The 12947-nt window shown below is 74.0% G+C and carries 11 protein-coding genes; 4 read left to right on the top strand and 7 right to left on the bottom strand.

Features of this window, described 5'->3' with window-relative positions:
- Positions 1-4 precede the first annotated feature (4 nt).
- The gene (locus AC07B0_RS25355) at positions 5-880 is read right to left on the bottom strand and encodes a winged helix-turn-helix transcriptional regulator (protein WP_478898991.1); all 876 of its coding nucleotides are present in this window, start codon (positions 878-880) and stop codon (positions 5-7) included.
- 95 nt (positions 881-975) lie between these two features.
- Between AC07B0_RS25355 and AC07B0_RS25350 the strand changes: the two genes are divergently transcribed.
- Positions 976-2286 (top strand): MFS transporter, encoded by a 1311-nt coding sequence (locus tag AC07B0_RS25350; protein WP_356879778.1) that lies wholly within the window; start codon positions 976-978, stop codon positions 2284-2286.
- Positions 2287-2295: 9 nt separating this feature from the next.
- Entirely contained in the window at positions 2296-3276 is a 981-nt protein-coding gene (dapD, locus tag AC07B0_RS25345; RefSeq protein ID WP_356879689.1) for a 2,3,4,5-tetrahydropyridine-2,6-dicarboxylate N-succinyltransferase, read from the top strand.
- Positions 3277-3471: 195 nt separating this feature from the next.
- Here the strand turns inward: dapD and AC07B0_RS25340 are convergent, their stop codons facing one another.
- Entirely contained in the window at positions 3472-3729 is a 258-nt protein-coding gene (locus AC07B0_RS25340; RefSeq protein ID WP_478898990.1) for a hypothetical protein, read from the bottom strand.
- A 268-nt stretch (positions 3730-3997) separates the two neighbouring features.
- A complete protein-coding gene (locus tag AC07B0_RS25335) occupies positions 3998-5839 on the bottom strand; it encodes an endonuclease/exonuclease/phosphatase family protein (RefSeq protein ID WP_469380264.1) in 1842 nt (613 codons plus the stop codon).
- A gap of 353 nt (positions 5840-6192) precedes the next feature.
- Here AC07B0_RS25335 and AC07B0_RS25330 point away from each other — a divergent pair, with 353 nt between their 5' ends.
- Both AC07B0_RS25330 and AC07B0_RS25325 read left to right on the top strand, forming a co-directional pair.
- Positions 6193-7698, top strand: coding sequence for a hypothetical protein (locus tag AC07B0_RS25330; RefSeq protein WP_478898989.1), 1506 nt, complete (start codon positions 6193-6195; stop codon positions 7696-7698).
- 264 nt (positions 7699-7962) lie between these two features.
- Entirely contained in the window at positions 7963-9402 is a 1440-nt protein-coding gene (locus tag AC07B0_RS25325; protein WP_469380268.1) for an alkaline phosphatase PhoX, read from the top strand.
- Positions 9403-9435: 33 nt separating this feature from the next.
- Here the strand turns inward: AC07B0_RS25325 and AC07B0_RS25320 are convergent, their stop codons facing one another.
- The 4 genes from AC07B0_RS25320 to AC07B0_RS25305 form a co-directional block, all read right to left on the bottom strand.
- On the bottom strand, positions 9436-9603 hold the full coding sequence (locus tag AC07B0_RS25320) for a hypothetical protein (RefSeq protein ID WP_356879677.1): 168 nt from the start codon (positions 9601-9603) through the stop codon (positions 9436-9438).
- A gap of 102 nt (positions 9604-9705) precedes the next feature.
- Positions 9706-10938, bottom strand: a complete 1233-nt coding sequence (locus tag AC07B0_RS25315; protein ID WP_478898988.1) for a TerD family protein — start codon at positions 10936-10938, stop codon at positions 9706-9708.
- Between the two features lie 62 nt (positions 10939-11000).
- The gene (locus AC07B0_RS25310; RefSeq protein ID WP_356884067.1) at positions 11001-11222 is read right to left on the bottom strand and encodes a hypothetical protein; all 222 of its coding nucleotides are present in this window, start codon (positions 11220-11222) and stop codon (positions 11001-11003) included.
- Between the two features lie 174 nt (positions 11223-11396).
- Entirely contained in the window at positions 11397-12920 is a 1524-nt protein-coding gene (locus tag AC07B0_RS25305) for an aldehyde dehydrogenase (NADP(+)) (protein WP_478898987.1), read from the bottom strand.
- Positions 12921-12947: the final 27 nt, after the last annotated feature.

Here is a 12947-nt window from a genome sequence, read left to right as displayed (position 1 = left end):
GGCCTCAGCCCGCCGCGCGGACCGCCGCCAGGGCGGCCGTCACGCTCGCCTCGACGTCCGTGATCGGGTAGAACACCTCGCGCACCGTCCGGTCCCGGTCCACCACCAGCGTCAGCCGCTTGATCCGGCTCACGCCCGCCGCGCGGAAGGTCGGCAGCCGCAGCGCCGTCACCAGGTCCAGGTCCGCGTCCGAGAGCAGCGGGAACCGGAGCCGCTCCTGCTCCGCGAACTCCCGCTGCTCGTCGGGGCGCTGGGTCGAGACCCCGTGCACGGTGGCGCCGGCCGCGGTGAACTCCGCGAGCTGGTCGCGGAAGGTGCAGGACTCCAGGGTGCAGCCCTTGGCGCCCGGGATCCCCGCCCAGCCGGGCGGGTAGGAGCCGGCCCGGGCGTACGCGCCCGGGAAGCAGTACAGGACCGTGAAGGGGGTGTCCGCCACCGGGTCGCGGAGCTCGCCGAACCGGTCCGGCAGCAGCAGCCCGGGCAGCCGGGTGCCGCGCAGCGCGTGGACCCGTACCGCCTCCTTCGAGGACTCCTCCGTCGTCGCCGTCATCTCTCCCTCTCCCAGGACCCAGGTGTCGCCCCAGTCCTGGAGGGCCACCAGGACCGGCAGCAGCCCCCGCCCGCGCGGGGTCAGCCGGTACTCGTGCCGCACCGGGCGTTCCTGGTACGGCTCGCGCGTCAGCACCCCGGCCTCGACGAGCATCTTCAGCCGCTCGGCGAGCACCTTGCGGGACATGCCGAGCTCCCGCTGGAGTTCCTCGAAGCGGTGCAGGCCGCGCGCGGTGTCGCGCACGATCAGCAGCGTCCACCAGTCACCCACGACGTCGAGGGCCTGGGCGATGGAGCAGTCCTCGTCGCCGAGGTGCGTGCGCTGGGCCATGGGCACTCCTTCGTCCGTTGACCCCAGGCTGTCATGCTGACATAGTCCGTTCCTAAAGGGAACTGACTCGGTCGGGGATACGGGGGAACGGTGTGCTGCAGGGGTTCAGGGATCTGCCCAAGGTCGTGTGGCTGCTGGCCGCGGGGGTGTTCGTCAATGCCGTCGTCAGCTTCACCTTCGTCTTCGTCTTCCTCTACCTGACCGGCCCGCGCGGCCTCGGCGCCGCCGAGGCGGGCGTGGTCACCGGCATCGGGGGCGTCGGCCTGGTCGCCGGCAACTTCACCGGCGGCTGGTACGGCGACCGCTTCGGCCACCGCCGGGTGCTGCTCGCCGCCTCCACCCTGGGCGGTCTGACCCTGATGGCCTTCCCGCTGCTGCCCACCCCGCTGCTGTACGCGGCCCTGCCGCTCGCCCAGTACGCCTCCGGCGTCGTCCGCGCCGCCAACGCGGCCCTGGTCGCCGTCACCGTCCCCGAGGGGAACCGCCGCCAGGCCTTCGCCGTCGTACGGTGTGTCGCCAACGGCGGCTTCACCCTCGGCCCGCCACTGGGGGCCCTGGTCGCGAGCGGCCTCTCGTACGAGTGGCTCTTCGTCGGCGACGGCCTCGGCACGCTCTTCTTCGCCCTGTGGACGGCCCGGGCCGTACCCGCCCGCGGCGCGGCCCGCGAGCACGCCGCGGCCCCGGACGGGGGTCAGGGCCGCGGCGTGCTCGCCGAGCTCAGGGCCCGGCCCGCGGTCCTGGTGCTGCTCGCCGCGATCCTCCTCGTGGACGTCGTCTACCGGCAGCAGTACTTCACCTTCCCCGTCTTCCTCGCCGACCACGGCCTCGACGTACGCGCCTTCGGGCTCGTCATCGCCCTGAACGGGGCCGTCATCCTGCTCCTGGAACTGCCCGCCGCCGTCGCCCTGCGCGACCGGCCGCCGCTGGCCGTCATCGGGACCGGATTCGTCCTCGTCGGCGCCGGGTACGCGGCCCTGATCCTCGGCGCCGGATGGGCCACCGCCGTCACGATGATGGTGCTGCTGAGCCTGGGGGAGATCCTCTACAAGACCACCGCCACCGCCTACGTCGCCGACCAGGCCCCCGAGCACGCCGTCGGCCGGTTCCAGAGCCTGTACGCGGGGGTGTCCGTCGTCGGCGTCGTCGTCGGGCCCTCCGCGGGCGGCGCGCTCTACGCGGCCGCGCCGGGGCTGCTGTGGCCGCTGTGCGCGGCCCTGACGGCCGGGGCGGGCGCGGTCGTCATCGGGCTCTCGCTGCGCCGGGACCGGGCCGCCCGGGCCGCCGGCGGCAGCGGGGAGCAGAAGGCGGAGGGTACGGCCCGGGAAGCGGCCGGAACCGGGCCGGAAGGACACGCCGGACGCCCGGCACATGAGACCGGTTCGCGACCGCGGGCCGTCGCCGGTTAGGTTTCGGGCATGACTGCTACGCGTACCACCGGCGCCGTCGCCGCCGGACTTGCCACCCTCACCGCCGACGGCACCGTCCTCGACACCTGGTTCCCCGCCCCCGAGCTGGTCGCCGAGCCCGGCCCGGCCGGAACCGAGCGCCTCACCGCCGAGCAGGCCGTGGAGCTCCTCGGCGCCGCCGCGGCCAAGGCCGTCCGCTCGGACGCGGTCCGCGGGGTCGAGGTCGTAGCCGTCCGCACGGTCATCGCCTCCCTGGAGGACAAGCCGCTGGACGCCCACGACGCGTACCTGCGCCTGCACCTGCTGAGCCACCGCCTGGTCAAGCCGCACGGCCAGAACCTGGACGGCGTCTTCGGCCTGCTGGCCAACGTCGCCTGGACCTCCCTGGGCCCGGTCGCCGTCGACCAGGTCGAGACCGTCCGCCTGAACGCCCGCGCCGAGGGCCTGCACCTCCAGGTCACCTCGATCGACAAGTTCCCCCGCATGACCGACTACGTCGCCCCCAAGGGCGTGCGCATCGCCGACGCGGACCGCGTCCGCCTCGGCGCGCACCTCGCCGAGGGCACCACCGTCATGCACGAGGGCTTCGTCAACTTCAACGCCGGCACCCTCGGCACCTCCATGGTCGAGGGCCGCATCTCCGCGGGCGTCGTGGTCGGCGACGGCTCCGACATCGGCGGCGGCGCGTCCACCATGGGCACCCTCTCGGGCGGCGGCAAGCAGATCATCTCGATCGGCGAGCGCACCCTGATCGGCGCCGAGGCGGGCGTCGGCATCGCCCTGGGTGACGAGTGCGTCGTCGAGGCGGGCCTGTACGTGACCGCGGGCACCCGGGTGACCCTGCCGGACGGCCAGATCGTCAAGGCCCTGGAGCTCTCCGGCGCCAGCAACATCCTCTTCCGCCGCAACTCGGTCACCGGCGCCGTCGAGGCCCGCCCGTACAAGGCGGCCTGGGGCGGCCTCAACGAGGTCCTGCACAGCCACAACTGATGCGCACGGCCACAACTGATGCGCACAGCCACAACCTGATGCGCGCAGCCACAACTGACCCGCACGGGCGCGGCTGACCCGCACGGGCCGGTACGTACGGCGCCCCTCACCCCGCCGGGGGTGAGGGGCGCCGCGTGCGTGGTGCGCGGGTCGGGACCGGGGCCGGGCTCGGTGGGGCCGGCCCGGGCGGGCCGCTCAGCGCAGCGGGATCCTGCGGATCAGGCCGGCGAAGGCCTCCTGCTCCGCCTCGGTCAGCTCCACCGACTCCATCGGGTGCGAGGCCGGGCCGCGCTGGGCCGGGATGACCGGCAGGCCCTCGAGGGCGGCGGCCGGCTCCGGGTGGTGGAAGCGGCTGTCCCACAGCATGTGGCCGAGGCCCACGATCCAGACGAGGGCGGCCACGAACAGGACGGCGAGGCCGATTTCCTGGGCGAGCGAGATCGAGGGGAACACGCGGACCTCCGCGGAGTGCGAACGGTACGTGCCGGTACGAGCCGGTACGGATACGGGTGGAAGATCGGGCGTGCCGATACTCAACCACCACAACCGGCCCATTCGGGAGAGATGTGGCGAGGCTCACGCCAGGGCCGAAAGTCCCCACTTGTCCGGCAAGGGCGCCCGTCACGCCCGCGGGCCCGCGTGAACCCGCCGTACGCGGACACGGGCAGGGGGCCCGGGCGGGACGGCGCCCGGGCCCCCTGCGGTCCGTGGGTCCCGCGCGCTACGGGCGGAAGCGCAGCACCTGCGGGTCGTGGTCGCTGTTCTGCGCCGCGAACTCGGCGTTGATGTGCACGCTGTCGTACGTGAAGTTCTTGATCGCCGGGCTCGTCAGGATCTGGTCCAGCACCTGCGCGTTGCCCTGGTACACGTAGGAGTACCGTTCCGCCTTCGGCAGGGACTTGATCGCCGGGTACAGGGCGCCGCCGTCCGCGAGGGCCTCCGTCGTCGCCGAGAACTCGAAGTCGTTGATGTCACCGAGGACGAGGACGTTCGCGTTCTTGTCGGCCGCCAGGACGTTCTTGACGAAACCGTTCACCGCCTGGGCCTGGAGCAGCCGCTTGGCCTCCGAGGAGCGCACCGGCGGCTGGTGGTGCGAGGTCAGGCCCTCGTCGCCGCCCTTGGAGCCGAAGTGGTTGGCGATCACGAAGACCGTCTTGCCCTTGAAGACGAACTCGCCGGCCAGCGGCTTGCGGCTGTCGGCCCACGCCGGGTTCGCCGGGTCGATCCGGCCGGGGGAGTGGGTCAGCGCGGCCTTGCCGTTCACCGAGGTCACACCGGTCGCCGTCGCCGCGTCGCCCGGGGCGCGCTCGGTGAAGGAGACCCGCGCCGGGTTGTAGAGGAACACCTGGCGGATGTTGCCGCCGGGCTCGCCGCCGTCCTTGTTGTTCTCCGGGTCGACGGTCTTCCACTGGTAGGCCGGGCCGCCGGCCGCCGCGATCGCCGCCGTGAACTTCGTCAGCGTCTGCCCGGCCGAGACGACGCCGTCGTTCTTGGCGCCGTTGTCGTCCTGGATCTCCTCCAGGGCCAGGATGTCCGGGGAGGCGAGGTTCTCCACGACCGCCTTCGCGAGCGCGTCGAACTTCTCCTGCGGGTCGGTCGGGTCGAGGTTCTCGACGTTGTACGTGGCCACCGCGAGCTCGCCCGCCGCCTGCGCCTTGGTCTTCTCCGGGGCGATGGTGCCCGCCTTGACGGTGCCCAGGGTGCGGGCCACCAGCGTGTAGCCGCCGAACTGGTTGAAGTCCAGGGGGCCCTCGGTGGTGCCGGTCAGCTTGTCGCCGACGTTGGCGACCGGGAAGGGCTGCTGCGCGACGGGCGCGAGCTGCTGGATCTGGAGGCGGCCGGTGTTCTGGGACTCGTACGAGCCGTAGACCGTACCGCCGCGCTTCGCGGTGTTCTCCCAGCCCTTGACCGTGACCCACAGCTCCGAGTACGGGTCGGTGGCACCGACCACGCGGGAGGTGCCGATCTTGACGTTCATGCCCTCCAGGGACTCGTAGAAGTCCAGGGCGTACCGCGAGGGGTCCAGGGTCAGGCCGTTGATGCTGCCGCCGGCGGCGGTGTCGCCGTTCGGGGCGTACGCGGCGGGAACCGTGTACTCGTTGACGGCGGCGGCCTGGGGCAGCGCGTTGCCGGAGGAGACCACGGTCACCGTGGGCTTGGAGATCTGGGTGACCGACTGGTTGCCGGAGTTGACGCCGCCGGGGACGTACTCGCCGACCGTGCCGGAGACCTTGACCGCGTCGCCGACCGCGACGGTCGGGACCGAGCTGGTGAAGACGAAGACGCCCTCGCTGGTCGCGGCGTCGTCGTCGGCGTCCGGGTCCTGGATCCAGAAGCCGCGCGAACCGTACGTGCGCACCCCCGTGACGATGCCCTCGACGTCGGCGACCGCCTTGCCGTTGAGCGGGGATATCCGGGTCGTGCCCTGGATGTCGTGAATGCGTATCGGATCGGCGGACACGGCGCCTTCGGCCGCGTCGGCGGTACCGGCGAGCAGGCCGGTGGCCAGCGCGGTGGCGACGAGGGCCGCGACGGCGGCGGAACGGGGATGCGAGGAGCGCATGGGCGGGAACTCCGGTGTGTGGAGGAGGGTGAACCCTGAGGGTCCCGATACATCTACGCGCGTCAATTTCCTGGGTGACCAGGGAAGTTGTCAAGGCCTCCAGGGCATACGGAAGCTGACTGTGGGATGAACCAAAGGCGATGGCCCCCCGGGCCTGCCCGAATTGCGTCTACGCTGGGTCGCCGTACGAGGCCTGACGGCCCGGCACCGGCCCCCCGGAGCCGCCCCTCCCGGGCGCCCGCTCCGGCCGCCCCGTCCCGTCAGCGCCCCGTCGTCGCACCGCTGTCCCGCTGTCCCGCTGTCCGGCTGTTCCACCGCCCCACCGCCCCATCGTGTCCGAGGAGAACCACCCCATGTCCGCAGAGCCGCACCCCACGCTGCCGCCGGTACGGCTGCACTCCGATGCGGAGCTGGCCCGCGACGCCCTCGTCGCCCCGCTGTTCGCCCGCGCCGTCCGGCTCGCCCGCTGGGCCGGGCCCGAGACCCGCGTCGACGTCGGCGGTGAACTCGTCGCCGACCAGCTGCCGCAGGCCGCGAGCGCGCTCGGCCTCGACGCCGCCGACGAGGACGCCCCGGCCCACGCGAGCCAGGCCTGGCGGGTGGCCGTGGACACCGGCCTGGTCGACGTGACCGAGCCCGAGGAGGACAGCGGCGACGGCGCCGAGGGCGGCGAGCCGGAGTACGGCACCGCCGCCCCGGGCGAGGACCTCGCCCTGCTCACCGGCGGGGCACCCGGCGACGTGCTCGACCTGTGGCTGGCGGCGCTGGACACCGTCCTCGCGGACGCGGCCGTCCCCGACCTGGACGACCTCGTCGACGCCATGGACGCGGGCGGCGAGATCGACTTCGACCGGCTGGACTGGAACCCCCAGCGCGAGGCGGACTTCCTCGACGGGGTCCTCGCCAACCTCTACCTCCTCACCGTCTCCGAGGGCGGGGCGGGCGAAGCGCCCGTGCCGCTGCCCGTGCTCGCCGCGTCGATGGTCGTGCCCGACGACATGGGCGAACCCACCGACGCCGTGCTGGAGCAGGTGTCGGACGCGATGATGCGCCTCGACGACCAGTTCCGGCAGCTGGAGCCGATCGGGCTGGTCGAGTTCCGCCCCGTCGACGAGGCGCTCATGGCGGAGGAGGACGACCTTCCCGGCGCGGAGGCCGCGGACGACCCCGGGGCGGCGGACGCGGACGACGACGAGGACGTGTCCCGCTACGGGATGGTCCGGCTGACGCCGCTCGGCCTGTACGGCGTGCGGGCCCGCATGCTGGAGGCCGGGGTGGAGGCACCGGCGATCGGAGAACTGGCCGACAAGGGCGCGGACACCCTCCTCGACGCGGTCTCCTTCTACCCCGAGAGCGCCGCCCAGGCCGAGATCGAGCAGTGGCTGGACGGCCGCGACCTGCCCGGGGCGGTCGCCGAACTGCTGGCCGCGGCCCGCGGCGCGGACGAGGGCGGCCCGCTGCGCCGGCTGCGCTGCCAGCAGGCGCTCGCGCCCGCCGGGCGGGAGGCGGAGCCGGCCGTCCGGGCCGTGCTGGACGACCCGGAGCTCGGCGGGCTCGCCCGGGTCTGGCTGGCCGAGCACGGGGTGGCCGACGTACCGGCTCCGGACGGCACGATGGTGTTCTGGCTGACGGTCGACACGATCGCGGCCCAGCTCGCCGCGGACGGGGAGACCGACGAACTCCCGCTGCTGATGCGGTCCCTGACGGAGCACCACACCGGGTTCTTCGAGCAGGCCTGGCGCGTGGAACACCCCGCCACGGCGTACGTCCTGGAGGCGATGGGCCGGCTGCACCCGGACAAGAAGGCCTCGAAGGAGGCCCGCAAGGCCGCGTTCAAGGCCCGCTCCCGGCAGCCCTGACCCGGGCCCGGCAGTCCTGACGCGGGCCCGGCAGTCCTGACGCGGGCGCCGGGCCGGGTCTCCGACCGGCCTTCGCCCGAGGGGTGACGAGCGCCCCGGGGGTGCGCAACAAGCCTTTCCCCGGGGCGGAGTTCGCCATTCCGCCCTCTCTCAAGGGGACGGGCCGCATTTCCGGGTAGTTCAGCGGCCGTTCACGTACGGGCGGGAGCGTGTGCGCCGACGACCGTACGTCAGGCGCGCCACCTCCCCACCCCTGGAGACCCGATGCCCCTCACCCGCAGAGACTTCACCGCCCGTACCGTCCTCGCCGGGGCGGGGGTCGCCCTCACCGGAACGGTCGGCGCGCTCGCCACCGCCCCGGGGGCACTGGCGGCCGACGACGGCGCGCGGCACGACGGGCAGGGCCGCCCGCACGGCCCGGGCTACGGCCCGCTCGTCCCGGACCCGGCGGGACTGCTCGCGCTCCCCGCCGGCTTCGCCTACCGGGTGATCACCCACAGCGGGGTCACCACCCTGGAGTCCGGTGAGAGCACCCCCTCCAACCACGACGGGACGGCCGCCTTCGCAGGCCACCGCGGCGTCACCCTCCTCGTCAACAACCACGAGCTGAAGGGCCCGCGCACCGGCTGGCCGCGCCCCGTGCCGCTCGCCGAGGGCCTCGTCTACGACCCGGCCGCCGCGGGCGGCTGCACGGTCGTCGAGGTCCGGCGGGGCGGCGAGGTCGCCGAATGGGTGGGCATCGCCGGCACCTCCACCAACTGCGCGGGCGGCGCCACCCCCTGGGACACCTGGCTGACCTGCGAGGAGAACTCGGACCTGGCCGGCAAGAACGGCATGACCAAGGACCACGGATACGTCTTCGAGGTCGACCCGCACGACCGCCGCGCCAACCGCGACCCGCGTCCGGTCAAGGCCTTCGGACGGTACGACCACGAGGCCGTGGTCATCGACCCGCGCCAGGGCCACGCCTACCTCACCGAGGACGCCTCGGGCCCCAACGGGCTGCTCTACCGCTGGACCCCGCCGCGCGGGTTCCGGCACGGCCGCGGCAAGCTGCGCACGCTCGCCCCCGATGCCGGTGTCCTCGCGGCCGCCAAGTGCTTCGACAGCTCGGGCCGCTTCGTCGACGACCTCTCGCGCGCGACCCGGATCGGCACGGTGTACGGGGTGGACTGGGTGACGGTGGCCGACCGCGACGCGCGGACGGTGCCGGTGCGCAAGCAGTTCGCGGACGGCGCCGTGACCCGGGGGCGCAAGCTGGAGGGCATGTGGTGGGCCGACGGCGGCGCCTACTTCGTCTCCTCCTACGCGCGCGAGGAGAGCCCGGGCGCCGCGCACGACGGCCAGGTGTGGTTCTACGACCCCAAGCGGCGCACGGTCCGGCTGACCGTCCTCATCGGAGTGAACGCCGACCCGTCCGCCGACGGCGGCTACGACGGCCCCGACAACATCACGGTGTCGCCGTACGGCGGGCTGGTCATCGCCGAGGACGGCAGCGGCCTCCAGCACCTGTTCGGCGCGACCGAGTCGGGCCGCACCTACCCGCTGGCGCGCAACGAACTGAACATCGGCTCGGCCGAGGAGCCGGAGTACTCGGAGTTCACCGGGGTGTGCTTCTCCCCGGACGGCCGGACCCTGTACGCGAACATCCAGGACCCGGGCATCATGCTGGCGATCACCGGCCCGTGGCGGCGCGGGCGCTGACCCCGCCGGCCAGGGGGAGCGGCCGCCGGGAGGCTACCGGGTCTCGGCGCGGGCGGCCGTGGCCCACTCCTCCAGCAGGAACTCGTACGCCTCCGAGGGCCACTCGCCGTCCACCCTGGACTCGACGAGGTGCCGTATCGCCTCGTTCGCCTCTGCGGCGGACGGGCGCGCGGGACCCGCGGGCTGGAGTGTGTTCTGCATGGATCCAAGGCTACGGGCGGGCACCGGCGCAGACTTCCGTATGAGGGGTGGAATCAATCACCCGGTACGGCCGCCCGTAGCGCCATGTGCCCGCCCACCTGCTCAGAGTGCCTGGGAAGCGGGCTTCACCATGCCGCGCACTGTGCGGGACTTCACAAAGTCGCCCATGGCCGTCATCTCCCATTCGCCCGTGAACTGCTTGATCAGCTTGGCCATCATGACGCCGGTCTGCGGCTCGGCGCCGGTGAGGTCGAAGCGCACCAGCTCCTCGCCGCTCGCCGCGTCGATGAGCCGGCAGTAGGCCTTGGCCACCTCGCTGAACTTCTGGCCGGAGAAGGAGTTGACGGTGAAGACCAGGCCGGTCGCGTCCGCGGGCAGCCGGCCCAGGTCCACGACGATCACCTCGTCGTCCCCGGCGCCCTCACCGGTCAGGTTGTCCCCGGAGTGCTTGATGGCGCCGTTCAGGATGGACAGCTTGCCGAAGTAGCAGCTGTCGATGTGGTTGCGCTGCGGGCCGTAGGCGATCACGGACGCGTCGAGGTCGATGTCCCGGCCGCGGAAGGCCGGCTCCCAGCCCAGACCCATCTTGACCTGCGACAGCAGCGGGCGGCCGCCCTTGACGAGGGAGACGGTCTGGTTCTTCTGGAGGTTGACCCGGCCCTTGTCGAGGTTGATCTTCCCGGCGCCCGGAGCGGCGGCGGGCGCGGCCGCCGGCGGGGCGGACGGGGGCACGGGCGCGGTCGCGGGGGTCGAGGGACCGCCGAGCCAGGGGGACGCGGGGTGCGAGACCGGCGGCGCCGGGGGAGCGGCCGGCGGGGCGGGCGGCGCCGCCGGGGCGGGCTCGTCCTCCACGGAGACCCCGAAGTCGGTGGCGATCCCGGCGAGGCCGTTGGAGTAACCCTGGCCGACCGCGCGGACCTTCCACGCGCCCGCGCGCTGGTAGACCTCGACGACCACGAGCGCGGTCTCGGAACCGAGCTGCGGCGGGGTGAAGGTGGCGATCACCGAGCCGCCGGCCGCGTCCCGCACGGTGGCGGTGGGCTCGACGCCCTGGAAGGTCTGCCCGGCGGCGTCGGGGCTGGCCGTGACCACGATCCGCTCGATGCCCGGCGGCAGCGCCGAGGTGTCCACCGTGATGGAGTCCGGCGCCGACCCGCCGCCGGACCGGTAGCTGACGCCCGGGCCCGAGGGCTGGTTGTAGAAGATGAAATCGGCGTCGGAACGCACCTTGCCGTCCGCCGCGAGCAGGAGCCCCGACACGTCGAGCCGCACCGGGGCGGCCACGTCCACCGTCACGCGGGCGGTGTTGAGCGGCAGGTTGGAACCAGGGGTCATAGCGGTCATGCCGGGAGAACGACCGGAGGGGCTTTGCCGTTCCCTTACCCTCGCGGGATATTTCAGCGCCGGTTGCGCGGGTGGTTCCTGGCCATGCGCTCGTTGCCGAACTTGTAGGCGCCGGTCCAGCGGGCCATCACCAGCTGCGCGTCGCCGGACTCCACCTCGGCCAGGAACTTGTCGGCCCGGCCCCCGCGCAGGGTGCCCGCGGCGCGACCCCGGTGCGTGATGACGACGGTGCCGTCGCCGTGCTTCTCGTACGTGAATCCCTGCGGCTTCGGCATGGGCAGCAGCCTGCCGCGCCGGGTGCGGGGCGGCAACGCAATTACCGGAGTCCCTGCCCGTCGGCCGCCCCCGCGCGGGCCCCGGCGTCCGGCCGCCGCCCGGCACCCCGCGCGGGGCACCGGAGCGCGCGTGCGCCGTCGGCCCGGTCCGGGGGCCGACGCCCGCGTCCCGTGTCAGCCGCCCGTCACGCGGCGCGGCAGGCCCAGGGGGTTGGCCTCCCGCAGTTCCGCCGGGAGCAGGGCGTCCGGCACCGACTGGTAGGCCACCGGTCGCAGCCAGCGCTCGATCGCGGTGCCGCCGACGGAGGTGGAGTGGGAGGTGGCGGCCGGGTAGGGGCCGCCGTGGTGCTGGGCCGGGGCCACGGCCACCCCGGTGGGCCAGCCGTTGACCACGATCCGGCCCGCGAGCTCCGTGACCTGCCGGATCAGCTCGCCGGCCGGACCCGGTGCGCCCTCGCCCTCGGCGCGGGACAGCTGGAGCGTGGCGCTGAGGTTCCCGCCGAGGCGGCCCAGCACGTCGGCCGCCTCGCGCTGCCCGGAGTACCGGACGACGACGGTGACCGGGCCGAAGCACTCCTCCAGCAGCGGCTCGTGCGCGCCGCCCTCCAGCAGGTCGCGGGCGCCGACGCTCAGGAAGCCCGCAGCGACCGCGTGGTCCCCGCCGGGGCCCGGGGCGACGGGGGCGGTGACTCCGGGCAGGGCGGCGCGCTCGCGGACCCCCGCCAGGAAGTTCTCCCGCATCCGGTGGTCGAGCAGCACGCCCGGTCCGGTCTCCGCGAGGGACTTGGCGAGCGCGTCGGCGAGCCGGTCGCCGTCCGGGCCGTCCGGCACCAGGACCAGGCCGGGCTTGACGCAGAACTGGCCCGCGCCCAGGGTGACGGCCCCCGCGAGCCCGGTGCCGATCTCCTCGGCCCGCTCGGCGGCGGCCGCATCGGTGACCACGACGGGATTGAGGGAGCCCAGTTCCCCGTGGAAGGGGATCGGTACGGGGCGGGCCGCGGCCGCGTCGAACAGGGCCCGCCCGCCCCGGATGGAGCCGGTGAACCCGGCGGCGGAGACCAGCGGGTGGCGGATCAGCTCCAGGCCGGCGTCGAAGCCGTGCACCAGGCCCACCACTTCGGCCGGCAGCCCGGCCGCCACGGCCGCCCGGCGCAGCAGGGAGGCGCACAGCTCGGAGGTGGCCGGGTGGTCGGGGTGGGCCTTGACGACGACCGGGCAGCCGGCGGCCAGGCCGCTCGCGGTGTCCCCGCCCGGCACCGAGAAGGCCAGGGGGAAGTTGGAGGCGGCGTACACGGCGACCACCCCCAGCGGCACCTTGTAGCGGCGCAGCTCGGGGCGCGGCGGGGTGAGCGACGGATCGGCCCGGTCGATGCGGACGTCGAGGTAGGACCCCTCGTCGACGGCGTCGGCGAAGGCCCGCAGCTGGCCGGTGGTGCGGGCGAGTTCGCCGGTGAGCCGGCCCGGGCCCAGCGCGGTCTCGGCGTCGGCGGTCGCGACGACCAGGTCGGCGGCCCCGTCGAGCAGCTCGGCCGCTCCGCGCAGGAAGGCGGCGCGGGTGGTGGCGTCGGCGAGTGCGGCGCGGGCCGTGTGCGCCGCGCGTACGGCCCCGTCCACCTCGTGGGGTGTGGCTTCCACCGCAACCCGTTCGCGTTGCTTCCCGGTGCGGGGGTCCACACTCCAGACTGGTGTCGCTGCCATCGCCCGCTACCTCCTGGATCGTTCAGT

Source organism: Streptomyces sp. NPDC044704 (genome assembly GCF_056433525.1).
The sequence above is the reverse complement of the archived record's forward strand: the minus strand, read 5'-3'. Positions and strand labels throughout refer to the sequence as shown.

What these genes read in the sequence shown, in the direction of transcription:
- AC07B0_RS25355 (WP_478898991.1), bottom strand. Translation starts at nt 880, where the DNA reads ATGGCCCAGCGCACGCACCTCGGCGACGAGGACTGCTCCATCGCCCAG.
- dapD (WP_356879689.1), top strand. Translation starts at nt 2,296, where the DNA reads ATGACTGCTACGCGTACCACCGGCGCCGTCGCCGCCGGACTTGCCACC.
- AC07B0_RS25335 (WP_469380264.1), bottom strand. Translation starts at nt 5,839, where the DNA reads ATGCGCTCCTCGCATCCCCGTTCCGCCGCCGTCGCGGCCCTCGTCGCC.
- AC07B0_RS25330 (WP_478898989.1), top strand. Translation starts at nt 6,193, where the DNA reads ATGTCCGCAGAGCCGCACCCCACGCTGCCGCCGGTACGGCTGCACTCC.
- AC07B0_RS25325 (WP_469380268.1), top strand. Translation starts at nt 7,963, where the DNA reads ATGCCCCTCACCCGCAGAGACTTCACCGCCCGTACCGTCCTCGCCGGG.
- AC07B0_RS25320 (WP_356879677.1), bottom strand. Translation starts at nt 9,603, where the DNA reads ATGCAGAACACACTCCAGCCCGCGGGTCCCGCGCGCCCGTCCGCCGCA.
- AC07B0_RS25315 (WP_478898988.1), bottom strand. Translation starts at nt 10,938, where the DNA reads ATGACCCCTGGTTCCAACCTGCCGCTCAACACCGCCCGCGTGACGGTG.
- AC07B0_RS25310 (WP_356884067.1), bottom strand. Translation starts at nt 11,222, where the DNA reads ATGCCGAAGCCGCAGGGATTCACGTACGAGAAGCACGGCGACGGCACC.
- AC07B0_RS25305 (WP_478898987.1), bottom strand. Translation starts at nt 12,920, where the DNA reads ATGGCAGCGACACCAGTCTGGAGTGTGGACCCCCGCACCGGGAAGCAA.